9 protein-coding genes and 1 pseudogene are annotated in these 15,894 nt (G+C 49.4%); 4 read left to right on the top strand and 6 right to left on the bottom strand.

What is annotated here, in order from left to right; all coding sequences use genetic code 11:
• Positions 1-384: 384 nt before the first annotated feature.
• The 5 genes and pseudogenes from EII41_RS10330 to EII41_RS10310 all read right to left on the bottom strand — a co-directional run.
• Positions 385-645, bottom strand: a pseudogene (locus tag EII41_RS10330) (T9SS type A sorting domain-containing protein); the annotation flags it as partial.
• Positions 646-1,566: 921 nt separating this feature from the next.
• Entirely contained in the window at positions 1,567-1,773 is a 207-nt protein-coding gene (locus EII41_RS10325) for a hypothetical protein (RefSeq protein WP_124790534.1), read from the bottom strand.
• A 5-nt stretch (positions 1,774-1,778) separates the two neighbouring features.
• Complete coding sequence (locus tag EII41_RS10320; RefSeq protein ID WP_124790533.1) at positions 1,779-2,567, bottom strand: hypothetical protein; 789 nt, start codon at positions 2,565-2,567, stop codon at positions 1,779-1,781.
• Positions 2,564-3,163: a hypothetical protein gene (locus tag EII41_RS10315; RefSeq protein WP_124790532.1), complete on the bottom strand. Its 600-nt coding sequence runs from the start codon at positions 3,161-3,163 to the stop codon at positions 2,564-2,566. Before EII41_RS10315 ends, EII41_RS10320 begins: the two co-directional genes overlap by 4 nt.
• A gap of 797 nt (positions 3,164-3,960) precedes the next feature.
• Entirely contained in the window at positions 3,961-6,717 is a 2,757-nt protein-coding gene (locus tag EII41_RS10310; protein ID WP_124790531.1) for a transglutaminase domain-containing protein, read from the bottom strand.
• Between the two features lie 355 nt (positions 6,718-7,072).
• On the opposite strand from EII41_RS10310, the gene EII41_RS10305 reads away from it, so the two are divergent.
• From EII41_RS10305 to EII41_RS10290, 4 genes are all read left to right on the top strand, one after another.
• Complete coding sequence (locus EII41_RS10305; protein ID WP_411292598.1) at positions 7,073-8,290, top strand: S-adenosylmethionine:tRNA ribosyltransferase-isomerase; 1,218 nt, start codon at positions 7,073-7,075, stop codon at positions 8,288-8,290.
• Between the two features lie 36 nt (positions 8,291-8,326).
• Entirely contained in the window at positions 8,327-10,318 is a 1,992-nt protein-coding gene (locus EII41_RS10300) for an OmpA family protein (RefSeq protein WP_124790537.1), read from the top strand.
• A gap of 257 nt (positions 10,319-10,575) precedes the next feature.
• Entirely contained in the window at positions 10,576-10,986 is a 411-nt protein-coding gene (locus EII41_RS10295; RefSeq protein ID WP_124751570.1) for a DoxX family protein, read from the top strand.
• Between the two features lie 231 nt (positions 10,987-11,217).
• Entirely contained in the window at positions 11,218-15,165 is a 3,948-nt protein-coding gene (locus EII41_RS10290; protein WP_260425555.1) for an ATP-binding protein, read from the top strand.
• Between the two features lie 83 nt (positions 15,166-15,248).
• Here EII41_RS10290 and EII41_RS10285 read toward each other — a convergent pair whose 3' ends face one another.
• The gene (locus EII41_RS10285; RefSeq protein ID WP_124790528.1) at positions 15,249-15,797 is read right to left on the bottom strand and encodes a hypothetical protein; all 549 of its coding nucleotides are present in this window, start codon (positions 15,795-15,797) and stop codon (positions 15,249-15,251) included.
• Positions 15,798-15,894: the final 97 nt, after the last annotated feature.

Raw genomic sequence — 15,894 nt, 5'->3', positions numbered from 1 at the left:
ACCCGTTAAGTATTTCCGAAATACCTGCCGACAAGCTCGGAACTACTCACCGACGACCTCGGAACTACTTTTGGAGCATACTATCAACCGGTTAGCAATCAGTAGTCAGTGGTCAGCCATCAGATTTAACCACAAGTTGCACAAGTTATGACAAGTATGGTTTGTTAGCGTTCGGCAGTCAGCTTTCAGCGGTCAGTCCTTCGGACGTTGATTCGTTTAGGTGTTTGTTGTTTGGCGGTCAGTTGTCAGCTCAACAACTCCACAATTCAACACCCCGCAGGGCATCGTAATTTGTCATTCGTAATTGTTCTATTCAACATCTCAACGTCCGAAAGGCATCACTTTTCGTTTTTCACTCTTCACTTTTCGTTTTTCACTTTTCACTCACTTTTTAATCAACTTCTGCGTATACGTCTGTCCGTCTTTGATCACGCGCACGAAGTACAGTCCTGCCGGCAGTCCGGCCATCGGGATTTGGAATGTCGGCTCATCGGTCCGGAACGAGCGCAGCATCGTCATACCGCTCCAGAGCTGGATTTCGTAGGTACTTCTGTCGGTCGAGAGCACGCTTAATCCGCTGACCTCGTCCGTCTCCATCAACTGCAAGGTCACTACGTCCGTGGTAGGGTTGGGCGAGAGAGAGAAAGACCTCCGCATGTTGGCAATGATACATCCATTGGTTCCGGAAACAGACTGCGAATTTGGATTCCGGGGAGTAAAAAGAATCTTTAACTCCAGTTCTCCGGAAGAGATGAAATCAGGCGGATAATCCTGCAATGCCAGGTAAAAGTCTGAACGGATTTCGGACGAGCTCAAATCCACCGTCATCCCATTTTCGTAGCCGACCGCCGGATGTCCGTTTACCATGTAACGGTATTGTCCCGGAGGGCAAATATCATGAGATGCTCCGGAAATCGTTACATGTAATAATTGCGGATTTACGTAATTACCACTCATATAGGTTGCATTTACGGAGAATAAAATCTTTTCAGGCATCGTGGAGATGCTTTTGGTTAATTTAATCTCCGGTGTGCCCGGATATTCAATAGCAGCCTGAATCACTATGGGGGCACCATAGATGGCCGTTTGCACAGAAGCAGACAAAACGCCTTGAGGCGATATTGAAAATCCTCTGTTAAGCCCTTCTTTTATACTCCACCGTACCGTAGCTCCTGCCGGCAGATTGTTTATCGTATAGGCGGTCTGGTCGCAGACCGACGTGGGACCGGAGATAGAAGGTGTCCGAATATAATATTTCAAATTTGAATGATCATAAGGAGAATTATTCTTATAATGTTTTACTAAAGCACCACATCCCATTTTAGATATAAAAACATTGGGATCGGTAGTCGTAACAGCTGAATGATCATTTCCAAAATAGGTTGAACCATAAAAAACTTTTAAATTTGCAACTCCGGATAGAAAAGGAACTTCAAAATAGCTGTTATCCAACCAGTAATTGTCCACATTATGAGCTTCGTTATTCATATTATTAATCCAAACCTTATCACCTCCTTCGCTTACATGCCAAGCATAGGCATGACAGTTATAACTATCTGTTCCTCACTACAATACTTCTATAGCATATGTTCGTGATTGAATATCGGCCTGTTGTATTTCAAAGGGTGAGTGTCCTCCTCCTTCGCATGCCTTTACATTCGTACCATTAGGAGTTGGCCTATAAAAATCAAAACACTGTTGGGCTTGAATAACTACTTTACCGTTAAAAATCAGGAATAAAACTTGTAGTATAATTATATATATCTTTTTCATTTTCTTTAGCTGTTTAATTGTTTGTAAAACTTCATCATGCAATTTTCGATCAATCCGATTAATTCTTTGTCCAATGGAATAACCCCATCCATATACAGGCGGACTTTTTTATTCGATTGCATAAGTTCCATGAATGGCGGATATTCGTATTTGATCATGATATTTCCATGTCCAATCATTTCAAAGTCATAAGATGAAAGAGTTTGCCAGTTCGGATCCGTAAAAGACAATTCAGCGATCTCTGTTATTATCTGTGATACGGTATTGATATAATTCAATGTCTGAGATTTATTCATTTTTCCGATGACTTCCTTTTGTGCCGACAGCATCCGCAAACAAAGATAATGAAAATGACATTCGTTGTTCTTCACTTCTTTGATATTCACCTCTTGAAGTTTCCGGATAAAATAATCGGGTGTGTCATCCCGTTTGTATAACTCCTGCAACATGTTATATAGATCAATGATTCTACGGAATCCTTGTTGATTCGTATTAAACAAAAGAGCATCTTTAGCCATATCCATGTGAATAAACTGAACAAACAGCTCGTGCGTATTCATTTTCTTCAAAAAATCATCGGGTATCTGCCTTCTCCGAATCAGTTCGTTATGATCTGTTTTCTTCCATTCTTCCGCTGTGAATGGATTGAATGTATACAATGTTAGTCCTTTCGTACCGAAAGCCGCTGTGCAGTCTTTTTTCTCAATGTCAATTTTATCCTTATTGATTTCATCTTTATTGCACGAGAAGCAAAAGACAGACATTAAAAAGAATAGAATAACAGTCTTTTTCATCGTAATAAAAAGTTTTGGACAGATACAATGATTTCTCTATCCAATGAATTATTAATGAATCTTTCGTTATTTGTTAAGGATTTAACTTTCTCCGGATTCTTTCTTATCCCTTTGGGTTCGCTTGGAAGCACTCTATAAAGTGCCGACAATGACGAATTATAAGCAAATCCTACATACTCATCAGGATACTTTCTTTTTTCAAGATGTACATTCAGAATAATGCGCATCAGATTTTTCTTGTCAGAGATTGAAAGATTATCGATAAAAGATGTTTCCGCAACGACTTTTTCCAAAAAATATAATTGAAACCTTTCACTGTTTCGAATATTTTCATTTGTAATTTTAGCAATATCATCCAATGATTTTCTGGTATAGAATTTGCTAAATACGGCAAAAGCATCCTTTCTTGAAATAAATTCTTTCCAAACAGCCGAATTGTTAAAGACGTCTAAGAACCTTTCATTTGGATTATTGAAAAGCAATATATCCCTATTAAAAGGATATTCCAGACAGCAGTCAAGAAGTTCTTTTGTATTCATATTTTTCAGAATTTCACTTGAAGGCTGGGAACGTTGCACTTTTTCCTGATAATCCATCTTCTTCCACTCTTCCGTTCCCGGTTTAACGGGATAGTCCCATGTTTGTCCGAAAATACCTATCGGGCAAAATACCATCAACAATAAAATAATTTTCTTTTCATGTTTTTCTGTTTTTTTTAAGTTCGTAATTGTTTTTCGCGTTCCGGATATTTCTTTTACGCTGCGCCTCCGGTGCGGTTTGCGAGGCGCATCGGCTTGTGGGGTGGGGTATCGGTTGTTTTTTCATAGTCTTATATTTTTTTGTTATGGTACGACAAAGGTATAAATGTTTTTTTGATAAGATGCAACTATTTCGCCTGTTTTTTTGCGCCCTTTGCGTCATCCATTGCGAACTTGGTGGTAAAATAACGGCAAGGAACGCAAAAGTTACGGAAAGTACGCACGTTTGTTTAAGCAAAACATCTCAACGATTCAACAAATCGACATTTTATATCAGGCTTACAGCCCTCCGTGGGTATTCTTTTTCCCCAACGCTTCGCTTCGCTACACATGGGGCTGAATTAACGCACCCCTGCGGGGCTGTTTTTCAATGATTATTTTCCGGGTACATGGTTCGGCCTGTACCACGCTTTCCCCCTTTAAAGGGATGACATCCCCCTTCGCTCCGCTCTCCCCCCTTTGAAGGGGGGGGGGAGGGGGGGGTTCATATCCACGCCATCGCGGGCGAACACAAGGTTTGCCCGCTACGCGGCATACCGAACGCTGACTGCTGACTGACAACTCAACAATTAAACAACTCAACACCCGAAGGGGCTGACCGCTGACGGCTAAACAATAAAACGTCCGAAGCACTTTTACAATTGATGAATCACCTTCATCATCTGTTCGCCCAGCCCGATGGTATATCCCTGTGAGACGAAAACGACCCGTCCGAACGTATCGGCAATGATAAAGATCGGCAGGCTGTCCGGGTTCGACAGTTTCATCGCGTCGGTGATCATGCGCGAAATCTCACCGCTCTCATCGGTTCCGAGCGTGATCGTCGAAGGTAACTCGCCGAACTCATTCCGATCGAAGAGATTGAAATTCTGCTCATTCTTGAATAACAAGATCATGCTGCGGTTCCATTGTTCGAAATCGGCTTTGAGCTTCGCGATATCGCGCATGGCGTGATTCGTCGGCTCCTGGCGTGCACCAAGAATACCGATGACGAAGTAACCGCGTCCCGTGGTGTTGAGAATCGTTGTTTCTTCGCCCTTCTCGGTACGATACTTCGCTTCGGCGTTGATGTTTCCGATCACTTGGATATCGGCATCGTCGTGACGCATCACAAGGTCGACCGTCGTTTTCTTATCCGCTTCGACAGGGAAGAAGTTCAGACGCGCCAGCACCTTCCCGCTGGCCATACGCGTCCCGCTGACAAGCAGGTAATTTCCTTCGTCCAACCGCAACGAGCGAGGCGATTGCAACAGATCTTTCCACGTATCGCCCGCCCCCATGTCGGCTTCCGTTTCAAAATTGAGCGTCTGCAACCGGGCGTCGTCCTTCAGCCGGGCAATCGTGAAATGACTATAATACTTCGGATTGTCGAGTGCCTTGATCGGGCGGTAACCGGCCGAGAGTTCCCCTTGCGGGACATTCGCCTGACCGGTGGCCGTCTCGAAATCGACGTCGAACCACCCGCGACAGAAATATTGCACCTTACCGGTGACCGGTTCGATACGCGCGGGAATCCCCAGACTACGTGCCACAGCGACAAAGAAGATATCGCGCGAATGTGCATCGGCTATGCGCGCTTTCCAGACCCCCATCGGCATCATCGGGATACGTTGCGGGTTCAGATCGTTGCGCACGGTAATATGTTGCTTCACCCATTCGACTAACGCTTGCGGGTTTTCCTGTGCCGCCTTCGCCAACGACGCGTCAATCTGTTTGGCGAAGAATTTCTTGTAAGGGGTCAGATATTCATTCCATATACGCGGATTCATAACGAAGAAATAGAAGAGACTCTCAAGTTCCGACGGAGCCTTAGAGATAGTCTTCTCTATCTCGTAAAGATTCTCCGGAATCTTCGGCGTATTGTCTAAATGATCGAGCAGGACGTCGGCGGGAGTATCGCGTAAATCTTTCTCGGAAATTCTATGTAGCAGGAAGATCGCCTCAATCGGCACGCTTCCGGGTTCGGCTCCGGCCATCTCGGAATAGAGACCTTTGTGGTTAACCGACTCGCGGAGGAATCTCTCTATCTCTGCATAATTCCCGCGACTTTTCCGCATGATTTCCTTCAGTCCCTCGGGAGCCGAGAGTTCTTTCGCCAATGCAACAGCCATCGTGTCCGTAAAGAAAGTCGCAACATAGCGATTGCGAATCTCGTCTTCCTCGTGCATACGGCGGGCGTTTTCTTCTTTTTGCTGGTCGGTCACCTCGCTCTCGGGAGCGATCGTGCCTTCTACCGGCGGTACGATATCGAGTTCGACAGTTGCCGTGTCGCCCGGTGTCTTATCGAGCGTAATCGTCACCTCATCATCTTTCCCGAACGATACCTTATGATACCCAAACCGTCCGTCTTTCGTGGCCCATACAAGCATATCGCCTTTTCCGGCAGAGAGCGAGCATCGACCTTTCTCATCGGTCTTCTTGCGTGCCACGGAATAGAACTCGGCATAGTTATACAACTTAAATTCCACCAGCGCATCTTCCACCGGTTTACCATCGCTGTCCGTCACCGTCACAACCGTCTTACCGGTCGGAGCATAATGATCGATGACATTGATCTCCGTATAACAGGCCGTCTGCTCCATCACTTCTTCCGGCCCGTTATACGCCCCGAAAGCTTTGGTGTGCATCAGCATGCCGCGATATGCCGGAGCGTTGAACCATCCGAGGTTAAGCACAGGCTCCGGCTCGCAAGCACCGAGAAAGTACCATTTGCCGTCGACCCATGCCTCGACCCACGCGTGATTATCGTCCGTATGAGCCCAGCGAGGCGTATATACCTGACGGGCAGGTATGCCGACCGAACGCAGAGCAGCTACCGTAAACGTAGACTCTTCACCGCAACGGCCATACGCCGTACGTACTGACGCAAGCGGCGAGCTGGTGCGCGCATCCGACGGCGTGTAAACGACTTTCTCGTGGCACCAGTGATTGACCTCCAACACGGCATCGCGCAACGATAAGCCTTTCACACGATCTTTCAACTCTTCGTAAAACACCATCCTGCTCTCGTCCAAATTTTCGTTATTGACTCGCACGGGAAGCACGAAATGACGGAAAATCATTTCGGGAATATTTTTGCCCCAAGGCATCTCCTTGCGTGCAGCAAACGACGAACGAACGTTCTTCAGATAAAATTGGCCGTCGTAGTCGGCAATGTCGCCCATCGGCATATAGGCATACAGAAACTGCATGGCCTCGCGTTCGGGCACAGTCATCTCCGTATCAAAAACGGCAAACAGAGACGAGTCGGCAAATAACTCGGCCTTCGCATCGAAATCTTTCGACACTTGGTCTCGGTAGGCGGAATCAGTGATAAAATGTTCGGGCTTCTTACATCCGAAAGCCACACACATCATCATAATTGCTCCGGCAATCATTCGGTTTGTTTTCATAGTGAATAGTTATTTATTTATGCTCCGGCTACGCCGGAAACGTTATTAAATCGGACAAAGGTACGAATATTTTCAGCATAATGCCATAAATGTACCGATGATTCTCAGGGCAACCGCATTAAAGCGAGCCTATCTTCAGTATAATTATGAAAGCCCACACCTATACTCTCATCGTACGATCGGTTCGTCTGCTCTGTGTACGCGCAGTACAAAATACCTTTACCTGTCAGCGGAAAAATTTACAATCCGGAACGATATGATGAATTCTTGCCGGAATTCAAAAAGATTATTCAAACCATACGTTTCAAAAATAAATAAAGACGCAAAGAATTTCGTACTTTTGCCTCCCGGAATGATGACACCTCAACACATACATATCGACGACTATGCCTATCCGCTCCCCGACGAGCGGATTGCCCGATACCCGTTGCCGCAACGCGACCGGTCGAAATTACTCGTCTACCGCGGCGGACAGATCGGCGAAACGGCTTTCAACCGCTTACCTGACGAGCTGCCGCCCGATGCCCTGCTTGTCTTCAACAATACGCGTGTCATACGGGCAAGACTGCTCTTTCATAAAACGACAGGCGCACAGATCGAAATCTTTTGCCTCGAACCTGCCCAGCCGGCAGACTATGCGCAAATATTTCAACAAACGGAGCAGTGTAGCTGGCATTGCCTCATCGGGAATCTGAAGAAGTGGAAAGACGGTGTGCTGACTCACACGGTACACCTCGGCGAGGAGTCCGTCCAGCTGACGGCCGAGCGGAAAGAGACACACGGCACAAGTTACCTCGTGACGTTTCGGTGGGACGATTCGCGCTATACGTTTGCCGAAGTGCTCGAAGCGGCCGGTGTACTGCCCATCCCTCCCTACCTGCGGCGCGAAACGGAGCCGACTGACCTGCAAACATACCAGACGGTCTATTCGCGTATCAAAGGCTCGGTGGCGGCTCCTACGGCGGGACTTCATTTCACGCCCGAAGTGCTGGCCGAACTGGATGCTCGAGGCATCGGACGCGAAGAGGTCACGCTCCATGTAGGAGCCGGTACGTTCAAGCCCGTCAAGAGCGAGACGATCGGATCGCACGAGATGCACACGGAGCATTTCGCCGTCAGTCGCGAGACAATCGAACGACTCATGACCGTGTCAGGACCTGTCATTGCCGTCGGAACGACTTCGGTACGCACCCTCGAAAGCCTCTACTACCTCGGCGCCCGGCTCTCGACAGCAGGAGCGACCGACCAGGCCATCCTTCCGACCGTCGGACAATGGACTCCCTACACGGATGAGGTGCCCAGCCTCTCCGTCCGCGAAGCGCTACAACATCTTCTGGATCATCTTGATCGCCAGGGCGTCGACCGGCTCGTCGCCGCTACCCAGATTATCCTTGCGCCCGGCTATGAGTTTAAAATCGTGCGTGGTATGATTACGAATTTCCACCAGCCGCAAAGCACGTTGCTGCTGCTCGTCTCGGCCTTCGTCAAAGGAGACTGGAAAGCGATCTACGACTACGCGCTCGACCACGACTTCCGTTTCCTCAGCTATGGCGACAGTTCGCTACTGCTATAACACAATAAGATGCACGCTGATCCGTTACCCATTAAGATGATTTGCTTTTTCAGAAGATACAACGTACCGCTCGTGCTGAGCTGCCTGCTTCTCGGGCTGCTTGCCGGGTGCAAAACGGTCAAGCTCAAAGATGCCGAAGAGAAACAGCGCCTCGGCGAATATCACAGTGCAGCCGAAATGTATCGCAAACTCTACACGAAATCGAAGCCCGAACAGAAAGATTTGCGTGCCTACATCGCCTTCCGCATGGGATACTGCAATCAGCGCATCAGCAATACGGCACGCGCCATCAGCGCCTACCAGAACGCGCTGCGCTACGACTATCCGGACAGCATGCTCTTCCTTTACCTCGGACAAGTATATCAGAAAGAAGGACGATACAGCGATGCCATCAAATACTACCAAGAGTATTTGGCTCTCGACTCGTCCGACACACGCGCCGCCAACGGCATCGCAGGATGCGAAATGGCAATCGGATGGCGTGACCGACCGACACTCTATCAGGTGGCACGGATGGACATCTTCAACTCACGCCGCAGCGAATTCAGCCCGATGCTCTACGGCGAAAAGTACGATCAGCTTTATTTCTGTTCATCGCGCGGAATCGTACACAAAGACTCCATCAACGGCATCACCGGACTGAAGAACAACACCCTCTTCGTTTCGGGCAAGGACGAAAACGGCGCGTGGCAGAAACCCGTTGAGGTAACAGACCCCGTTACGACGGCGTACGACCAGGGTACGCCCTCGTTCTCGAAAGACGGATCGACGATGTACTATACCTACTGTGCCGAAGATGCCGTTGACCCGCGTACCTCCGAGATTTACGTCTCTTCGCGCAGCGGAGCGGCCTGGGGAAAGGGACAGCGCGCCAATATTGTCAAAGATTCGATCACGTTGCTGGCGCATCCGGCCGTCTCGCCCGACGGTAAATTCCTCTATTTCGTAGCCGACGCGGTGGGTGGATACGGAGGGAAAGATCTGTTTCGCACCCGGATCGTCGGAGAGAGCGACTTCGGCGGAATGGAAAACCTCGGCCCTGCCATCAATACCGAGGGCAACGAGCTATTCCCCTACGTGCGCGATTCGGCAACGATCTATTTCGCTTCCGACGGTCATCCCGGGATGGGCGGACTCGATCTGTTCAAGGCCACGCTCGACAGCGCAGGACAGTGGCATGTTGTCAATATGGGTGTCCCGGTCAACTCGGCGGCCGACGATTTCGGCATTACGTTCGAAGGAGAGAAAGAACGCGGATTCTTCTCCTCAAACCGGGGCGACGCGCGCGGATGGGATCATATCTACTCGTTCGAATATCCGACGATTACGATACAAATCGAGGGCTATGTATCCGATGTCGAAGAATACGCGATCGAGAACGCCATCGTGCGTATCGTGGGGAAAGACGGCCTGAATGTGAAGGTACCTGTCAAGCCCGACGGATCGTACAAAGTGGAGCTGGCACGCGACGTCAGCTACGTGATGATGGCCGAAGCGCCCAACTTCCTGAACCAGTACTTTGAACTCAAAACAAGCAACGAAGAGAAAGACGAAACGTATTACGTCGATTTCTTTCTCTCGCCGGTCGATAAGCCCGTCGTGGTCGAAAATATCTTTTACGACTTCGACAAAGCCACACTCCGTCCCGAGTCGAAAGAAGCACTCGACCAACTTATCAAGATCCTCAACGAAAATCCGAATGTCACGATTGAGTTGGGAGCCCATACCGACCGCAAAGGAACGGAGGCATACAACGAAAATCTGGCACAGCGCCGCGCCCAGTCCGTCGTGGATTATCTGATCGAATCAGGCGTTGACTCCGAGCGACTTACTGCCAAAGGATACGGCGAAACGGTACCCAAGATAATCACCGCAAAACTTGCGGAGAAATATCCCTTCTTCCCTGAAGGGACCGTGCTGGATGAGGCCTTTGTCAACACCCTCCCGCCGGAGCAGCAGGAAGTGGCCGATCAGCTGAACCGCCGCACCGAATTTCAAGTAACCGGACTCGATTACGAACTCCGATAGCCTCTTTATCTGCCTTTCGACTTTAATGTCGACAAATTGGAACATTCAAATGTTCGTAGCCTCCCGCGAGAGAATGTCAAAATCTTATATGCCTTTATGTTGGATTCTTGGCCTTGTCTGTGACTTCTCTTCCTACCTTTACAGCTTGTTCGGAGAGCAATAGCACCGACAGCGTAACAAACCGAATCTAAAAGTCACTTTGCTAAAACCAATAAATGTTGTATCTTTGAGACGAATTCATTTATTTATAATAAAACATGAAACTATTGAATAAGAACGTAGATGCAGGACTACTTGTCCTGAGATTAAGTCTGGGAATACTCATGCTCTTGCATGGTCTGGCCAAATTAACACATGGCGCAGAGGGAATCGGACAGATGTTATCTGCTGCCGGTTGGCCTTCATGGATAGCCTATGGTGTTTACATCGGCGAAATTGTAGCCCCGATCCTGATAATTCTTGGATATGCGACACGTATGGCGGCTTCCGTATTCCTTTTTAATATGGTGGTTGCTGTGGCGATGGTACATGCCGGCGACATCTTTGCATTAGGCAATACAGGTGGCTGGGCCATCGAGCTTCAGGGATTGTATCTTTTCGGTGCTCTTACCCTGATGTTTACCGGCGCAGGTAAATATGCGCTAAGCCAAAAAAACTGGTGGGATTAAGGTAAAACCTTCTGCTGCCCGGCTCTCATTGTACGAAGAGAAAAAGCCGGGCAGTCCTCTCTCCTCGTTGGGTTCCTTTCTTTTAGTTCGATCCCTATCCGGTTACTTATGCCATGTTTCTTTCCTCAATCTGTTTCTAAGAGCCTTTTTTTCGTCGCTCTGCTGCTTTCGACGGGTCTTCTAACAGCTCAGAGAAGCATTCCCGTACAGCTGCTTGGGCCGGAGAAGGGATTGAGTCAACGTTCCGTTTTAACGATCCATCAGGATAGTCTCGGGTTTATCTGGATTGGTACGCGCGACGGGCTGAACGAATACGACGGGAATCGTGTGAAAATCTATCGGCACGTTTTGGGCGACACGTGCAGCATCGCCGGCAACCACATCAACGACATCGAGAACGGAGAAGGCGGCAATCTCTGGATCGCGCACAACAATGGTGTGAGCCTTCTCGACCGCAAGAAAGGCGTTTTCAGGAATTACAGGATGGGCGGCTCGTCGAATCATGAGATCCGTTCGCTATCGGTGATCGACGGGCGTGTCTGGGCGAGTGGCTGGAGCGGGATTTATCTCTACGACAAGCAAAACGATCTCTTTTCGAAGCCCCGGAATTTGACGGAAGACGCTCGCGTGTTCGACACCTCTGTCTCGAAAATCGTGACATCGCCCCGGAGCAACGAGTATTGGATTGCGACGACTGCCCGCGCCTTTTTTCGCTACGATGCTTCGGGCAATCGGACGATGCGCTATTCCTGCGCCTCCGGAGCGCCTGTGCTGTTGAGCGAGAACGAACGAATAGAGGATATTCTTTTTCATCCGAACGGAAAAGTCTATCTGGCCGCGTATAGAAGCGGCATCTATGAATGTACGCTTTTGGGGGAGCCGCTGCGTCGTTGGTCTTCTTCGGAAAAAGGGTCCGGCTATTCGCCTTTCGACAATGTCCGTTCGTTGGCCCTCGCACCCGACGGGAACATTTGGATCGGGAGTTTTCAAGGGGTCGGACGGCTCGATCCGAACGCAGGTACGGTTACCGAAATCAACCTTCTGAACGGTTTGGACAAGGTGGAAAACGCCTCCATCCGCTCCCTGCTGTTCGATAAAAACGGTTCTTTATGGATCGGCACGTATCACGACGGCCTATACCTCTACGACAACTACCTGTCGCGTTTCCAAACGCATCCTATTCCTGCGGACGGTACTCAGATCGTAAGTGCTTTTGCTGATAAAAACGGTTCTCTGGTTGTGGGTACCGAAAGCGGTTGTCTGCTGGAATATAATAACGCAGGCGATCTTGTGGAACGCGCCGAGCTGAAAGACCTTCGGGGAAATCCGATTGTTATCAAATCGTTGTATTACGACGGGGAAAACGATGTGTTGTGGATCGGTACATTGAGGGACGGGCTCTATAAGATGAAGGGCGGCCGGGTGGTATCGGCCGGGTTGGAAGCGTTGGGAGTTATCAACGGCATCGGGAAAGCCTCCGGCCACGGCTTATGGCTGCTTTCGGACCGGGGAGGCGGGTTGAACCGATACAACACGGTCGATGGTCGGACGGAATCGTTTCCTATTCGGGAGAAACTGCGTGCCATCATCGGACGAAGCAAGTGCAGGCACTTGCTGGCTATCGACTCCGTAAGCTACCTGCTTGCTACAACCGGCTCGGGACTGCTTGCCTTTGAGGACAGACCCGGAGGTAAGGTCGAAAAAGTGCTTCCCGGCATCCGGGAGGTGAACCATACGCTGCTATTGAACGATACGTTCTACGTGAGTACGAACGGAAACGGGCTTCTCGTCTTAGACAGGGAGTTGAGAGTCGTCCGGCATTTTACCGAACAAGAGGGGTTGCAGAACAACATGGTTTTCGGTACGATCTCTTTCGACAACCGTGTATGGGCCAACTGCATCAACGGCATCTCCCAATTAACAGCCGACGGAGGTTGTATCAACTATCATCTCCGAAACGGATTTCCTCTGTCCGAAATAAACGAAGGCGCTTATTTGCGAACGAGCCGGCCGGCTTCTCCCTTCGTTATCGGCGGTAAGGACGCATGGGTTTCGTTTCATCCGAAGAACGTCTATAAGAACCTTTATAAGCCTTCGGTCTATCTCTCGGCCGTTAAGATCAACAATACTCCGATAGCCGAGCTGTCCGATTTCAGCGGCATCGATATGCTCAAGCCCAAAGAGATGCGGCTGAAATACGATCAGACAACCGTTACGTTCGAATTTGCGGGATTGAACTATCTGATGCCGGAAAACAACGGCTATAAATTCATGCTTGAAGGCTTCGACGACGATTGGCGATATACCGGGCCGGAAGGACGGGCAGAGTATGGAAAGATTCCTGCCGGGAACTATACGCTCAGGGTTCACGCGGGGAATAACGACGGCATTTGGAGCGATCCGTTGACGGTTCCGATTATCGTATCTTCTCCCCGGTGGCTTTCGGGCGAAGCCATCGTTTTGTATTTTGTTCTGTTCTTCGTCGCTGTCTGGCTTGTTGTGGGCAACGCACTGCGGAGAGCGGAGCTGAAACACCGTATTCGTCTGAAAGAGCTCGAACGGGAGCAGATCGAGCAGATGCACAACATGAAAGTGAGATACTTCAACGATATCAGTCATGAAATACGCACGCCGCTGATGCTGATTCTGAATCCGGTGGAAGAATTGCTGGAGGAGCCGTCGCTGACTTCGGACAACCGGGGAAAGGTATCTACCATCCGGTATTACGGCCGGAGGCTTCTGCAATTGGTCAATCAGTTGTTGGACATCAACCGCATCGAGTTGGAGAAAGAGCATCTGGATGAAACGCCGCTGATGCTGAAGAACTTTCTGGAGAATGTGGATGCCGCGTTTCAGTCGGTGGCTGTGAAGAACGGGGTTGTCTGGAAGACAGACTTGTCCGTAACGACCGACAAGCCGCTGTGGATAGATAAGGATAAAATCGAAAAGGTGCTGCTGAATCTGTTGTCCAATGCCTTCAAGTATACGCCGAGAGGGGGATGCGTGTGGCTTCGGGTGCAGGCATCGCCCGAAGACGGGGAGCATTGCGGCCTGTTGATCGAAGTATCGGATACGGGCAGCGGTATTTCGCCCGAAGAGCTGCCTCATATTTTCGACCGTTTCTTCAAAGGGAAGAAAGCGCACAGCGCCGGGAGCGGCATCGGGCTTTCGCTGGTGAAGAGAATCGTAGAGGATCTGATGAAGGGAGAGATCGACGTTCGCAGCGTAGCGGGCGAGGGCAGTACGTTTACGGTCAGGCTGCGGGGTATCAGGCTGAGCGAAGACCTGCCGTGCGCTATGTCGGAAAGTTTCGTGCTACCGGTGGAGGTACTGTCGGAGCTGGAGAAAGAGGAAGACGAGGTTGTTTCGACCGATACGTCGAATAAGAAAAGATATAATGTGCTGCTGGTGGAAGATAATGTGGCGTTGCTGAATACGCTTTCGCGCGAACTGAACCGGTCATTCAACGTGTTTAACGTGGTTTCGGCCGAGGAGGCGCTCGAGATTCTGAAGGAGACGGACATCGATGTGGTGGTGTCGGACATCATGCTGCCGGGCAAGACGGGAAAGGAGCTTTGCGCCGAAATCAAATCGAATATCCTCACGAGCCATATCGCGGTGATTCTGCTCACGGCCGTTCAGCAGCAGGAGATTAAAATGGAGAGTCTGGAACAGGGGGCGGACGGATATCTGACGAAACCGTTCCCGTATAGAGAGCTGCATCTGCGTATTCATAACATCTTGCTTCGGCAGAAGCATTTGCACGAACTCTATAAGAGAAACGCGCTGCCCGAGAAAGAGGAAACCCGCCTGAATCCATACGACCGGGAGCTGATGAGGCGCATCGACGAGCAGATTGAGAAGAACCTGTCGAACGAGATGTACTCGATTGAGCATCTGAGTGAAGATGTGGGGCTCAGTCGTGTGCATCTGTATCGGAAGGTGAAGAAGTTGTTGGGTGTTTCTCCGTCGGTATATTTGCGCGATTACCGGCTCAGGAAGGCGGCGGCGATTTTATCGGTGGAGGAGGTTCGTGTCAACGAACTGGCGTATCGGGTAGGGTTTCAGGATGCAAATTATTTTCTCAAATGCTTCAAGGAGAAGTTCGGTATTTCTCCTAAAAAATATTCCTCCCCGCCGGCTTCTTCTCCGGAAGAGAAGAGGAAGAGGGGAGGATAATGCCATTTTGTCAGCCCAATGGCTGTTCGATACGTCTTCGTTTCGTCTTCGTTTCGTCTTCGTTCAAGAGACGAAAAAAAAACTTAGAGGAGCTGTGAAAATTCCGCCAGATTGTCAGGGAGGTCGGTTGCACGAACTACGATCTTGTCGCCGGCGAGTTCGGTGTTGATCGCGGTGGCGGTATAGACCCAGTCGATGCCTTCGAGAATGGCTTCGCCTTCTTCAAGCAGGGTGCCGTTGGAGTTGTAGATTTGCACGGATACCTGTTTGACCTTGAAATCGTCGTAGACGCGGATGCGAATGGTGTCGCCTACTTGTCCGCCGTAGTTGCTGAGGTCGATCCGGTCGATTTTCGGGGCTTTGAGCATGTCGGCCACGGCTACGTTGTAGGCTCTTCGTCCGGTGCTTTCGTAAAGGGCTTTTTGCGCGGGGTCGGCAAGGACGGATTTTCCGTAGAGCACGGCTTGCTGGAAGCGGGCTTGCTGCTCTTTTTGCTTGTCGGAGCTTTCGCCCGTGCGTTTGCGCGGAGCTTTGGATACGATGGTTTTACCGTCGCGTTGGCTGAATACGATGATGTCGCCGATTTTTCCACTTAATCCGTGGGTTACGATGTTGTTTTTTGATTGAGCCATAATTGTAGAATTTTAATGATTATACGTTTTATTAGACTGCAAAAGTATTCTATGGTTTAAACGTATGATAACGTTTTTTATTGTGCAGGGAGTTAAA

The organism is Tannerella forsythia, assembly GCF_003860135.1.
GTDB lineage: Bacteria > Bacteroidota > Bacteroidia > Bacteroidales > Tannerellaceae > Tannerella > Tannerella forsythia_A.
The sequence above is the reverse complement of the archived record's forward strand: the minus strand, read 5'-3'. Positions and strand labels throughout refer to the sequence as shown.

What these genes read in the sequence shown, in the direction of transcription:
- EII41_RS10325 (WP_124790534.1), bottom strand. Translation starts at nt 1,773, where the DNA reads ATGAAAAAGATATATATAATTATACTACAAGTTTTATTCCTGATTTTT.
- EII41_RS10320 (WP_124790533.1), bottom strand. Translation starts at nt 2,567, where the DNA reads ATGAAAAAGACTGTTATTCTATTCTTTTTAATGTCTGTCTTTTGCTTC.
- EII41_RS10315 (WP_124790532.1), bottom strand. Translation starts at nt 3,163, where the DNA reads ATGGATTATCAGGAAAAAGTGCAACGTTCCCAGCCTTCAAGTGAAATT.
- EII41_RS10310 (WP_124790531.1), bottom strand. Translation starts at nt 6,717, where the DNA reads ATGAAAACAAACCGAATGATTGCCGGAGCAATTATGATGATGTGTGTG.
- EII41_RS10305 (WP_411292598.1), top strand. Translation starts at nt 7,073, where the DNA reads ATGACACCTCAACACATACATATCGACGACTATGCCTATCCGCTCCCC.
- EII41_RS10300 (WP_124790537.1), top strand. Translation starts at nt 8,327, where the DNA reads ATGATTTGCTTTTTCAGAAGATACAACGTACCGCTCGTGCTGAGCTGC.
- EII41_RS10295 (WP_124751570.1), top strand. Translation starts at nt 10,576, where the DNA reads ATGAAACTATTGAATAAGAACGTAGATGCAGGACTACTTGTCCTGAGA.
- EII41_RS10285 (WP_124790528.1), bottom strand. Translation starts at nt 15,797, where the DNA reads ATGGCTCAATCAAAAAACAACATCGTAACCCACGGATTAAGTGGAAAA.